This window comes from Streptomyces mexicanus, assembly GCF_902506575.1.
GTDB lineage: Bacteria > Actinomycetota > Actinomycetes > Streptomycetales > Streptomycetaceae > Streptomyces > Streptomyces mexicanus.
On the sequence record NZ_LR732696.1, the window covers coordinates 1 to 3,057 of the forward strand.

1 protein-coding gene is annotated in these 3,057 nt (G+C 79.0%); it reads right to left on the minus strand.

What is annotated here, in order from left to right; genetic code table 11:
• Window positions 1-95: 95 nt before the first annotated feature.
• The coding region (locus tag GV126_RS35395) for an FtsX-like permease family protein (protein WP_159675529.1) at window positions 96-3,057 on the minus strand (2,962 nt) is incomplete at its 5' end.

Consider the following 3,057-nt stretch of genomic DNA (forward strand, 5'->3'; position numbering starts at 1 on the left):
GGGCGAGGGTGGTGTGCGGCCGTACGCGGGTCCGGGCGAGGGCGAGGGCGGTGTACGGCCGTACGCGGGTCCGGGCGGGGGCGACGAAGTGCATGTCATTCGCCTCCGCGGTCTCGGAGGGACACCGCCGGGTCGGCCCGGCGCAGGCTCAGTACGGCGGTCACCACCAGCGGCGCGGTGGCCACGGCCGCCAGCAGCAGCGCCACCCGGGCGACCGGCAGTTCCACCAGCACCTCCGGTACCGGTTTCGTGGCCTGCCCGGTCAGCACGATCAGCGGGACGACCGCCCGGGTCAGCACGGTGCCCAGCGCCACGCCGACCACCAGGGCGAGCGCCAGCAGGACGCCCTGCTCGGCGGCGAGCATGCGGGCCAGCTGGCGGCGCGGGGCGCCCAGGGCGCGCAGGACGGCGAACTCGGCGTCCCGTTCGCGCAGCGCGCCCGCCGCGCTCACCGCGAAGCCGACGGCGGCCAGCGCCGCCGCGATCACGGCCGCCGCGGTGAACGCGGCCGCCGGACCGGCGCCGAACGGGTCGTCGCGCAGCTGCGCGGCGATCTCGTCGCGCACCACGACCTGCCCGGGATCGATGTCCGGCAGGGCGCGTAGGGCGGCGGCCACGTCCGCCGCGCGATGAGCGTCGGTGTCCAGCCACCACTCGGTGGGCGCGGCGCCGTCGCCGTAGCGCTCCTGGAGCAGCCGGTTCACCGACGTCAGGTCCATCAGCAGGCCACCGCCGTCGTGCGCGGTGTCCCCGGAGGTGCCCTGGTCCGCCGGGCCGGCCACGGTGGGCAGCGCCCGGACGGCGGCGACGATCCGTACCGGAACGTTCCGCCCGGCGAACGTCACCTCCACCCGCTGCCCCGGGCGGGCGCCCGCGGCCGTGAGGAACCGGTCGGTCGCCAGGGCCGTGACCTCCGGCTGCGCCGGCTGGGCCGCCCGCACCCGCACGCTCACCGCGTCGGTCGTCCACCGGTCCTCGCGGGGGATGTAGCCGGTGCCGTAGACGACGGTCAGCGGGCGGGAGGAGGTCGCCGTCGGCGCGGCGGGGGCGTTGCGGCCGTCGGGCAGGGCCGTGGTGTCGCCGCCGGAGGAGGACGCGGTCCAGGCGGCCGGCAGCGTCAGCGGGCGCGCGGTGCCGTCGGCGGCGAGGGCCTGCACCGCGGAGACGGTCAGGCGGTGCTGCTCGGCCCGGCCGACGGGCTGCGGGACGCTCAGGTCGATCCCGGTCAGCGTCAGCGCGCCCGCGCCCGCGGGCAGCGACACGGCCGGGCGGTGGGTGCGGCCGTCGGCGGGCAGGGGGTCCAGCGGCATGCGGTAGGGGACGCCGTAGCGGTCCTCCAGCGTGACGGCCAGGTCCACCTGCGGCGCCCGGCGTTGCGTGCCCGAGCCGTGGACGGCGACCGCCAGGCGCAGCCGAGCGGTGCCCGCGGGCACCCGCACGCCGGTCGTCGCGCCGTGCGGCGCCAGCCGGCCCAGCAGCGGCCCGGCCGGCGCGGCGGCCAGGTCGCGGCGCATCAGCACCGAGCCGGAGGCCCGTACGGTGTCCAGCGCGAGGACGGTCGCCGTGCGGTCGCCGGACAGTGGCAGCGTGGTGCGGACGGCGGGCGCGGTGGAGCGGACGTGCCCGATCGCCGCGTACGTTTCGGTACGGCCCAGACCTCCCTCCCCGGCGGCCAGCACCCGCACCGGCGCCCCCGCCCGGAAGTCGGCCTGGTCGTCCTGCGAGCGGTCCCAGGAGGCCCCTTGGCCGATCGCCAGCATGCCCAGCGCGACCGCGAGGACCAGGAGCAGCACCGGACCGGCGCCGCGCATGGGACGGCGGCTGAACTGCCAGCCCGCCAGCGCGGCCGGCAGTCCGCGCCCGCCGGCCGCGCGCCGCTCGGCCAGCCGTGCCACTGGCGGCAGCAGCCGCAGCGTCAGCACCGTGCCGGCCAGCAGGGCCAGCGCGGGAGCCGTGACCAGCAGCGGATCGATGCCGAGCCCGCCCGCGGCGGTGCCGAGCGCGCCGGAGGACTGCCGGTTCAGCTGCCAGTACGCCACGGCGGCCACCGCCAGCAGCCCCACGTCCGCACCGGCGCGCAGCGGCGCGGGCAGCGCCCGGGCCCGCCGTCCGGCGCCGAGGGAGGACGTCAGCGCCGGCAGGGTCACCGCCAGCGCGCAGCCCAGCGCCACGGCCGCTGCCACCAGCCACACCCCGGCGCCCCCACTCGCCGCCACGTCCGGGTGCAGCCCGATCCGGGCCAGCGCGCCCTGCCCGGCCAGCAGCCGGGTCAGCGGCCCGGCCAGCAGCGGCGCCGCCACCACCGCGGGCACGGCCAGCAGCAGCGCCTCCGTGGCGGCCAGCGACGCGATCCGGCCCCGCGAGCCGCCGCGGGCCCGCAGCAGGCGGGTCTCGCCGGCGCGTTCCCCGCTCAGCAGCCGGGCCACCAGCAGCAGCGCGTACCCGGCGAGCAGCGCCAGTTGCAGCGCGGCGATCAGCAGCGTCGAACGGGAGACGAGCAGGGAGCGGTCGATGCGGGTCAGGACGTCGGGCAGCGCGGTCGTCACGGTCGGCGTGCCGCCCACCGCGGCCGTCCCGCGCAGGGCGGCGGCACCGTCGCGGACCGCGTTCCGCAGCGCGCCGATCCTCCCGGTGGTCAGCGTGGAGAAGTCCGCCGACGCCTGCCAGGCGCTCTGTCCGGTGCTCACCTTGCCGCCGGCCAGGACGCCGGGGCCGGTCAGCAACGGGCCGTAGGTGGTGAAGTCCACCTTGCGCACGCCGCGCCCGCCCAGGTCGTCCAGCTGCCAGTAGGGCGCGGCGGGGTCGGCGGGCCGGTACAGCCCGGTGATCAGGACCTGGACGGCGGCACCGCCGAGCCGGTCGGTGAGGGTGAGCCGGGCGCCGGGCCGCAGGCCCAGGCGCTGCGCGGCGGCCTGCGGCAGCGCGGCTTCCGGCCGCGCCGTCCCGTCGTGCGGCAGGCGCCCGGAGACCAGCCGTACCTGGGCGGGGTCGAGGGCGGCGAAGTACGTCAGGTCCGGGTCGCCCGAGCGCTGCGCCGCGGGCCGCAGGGAGCGGGGG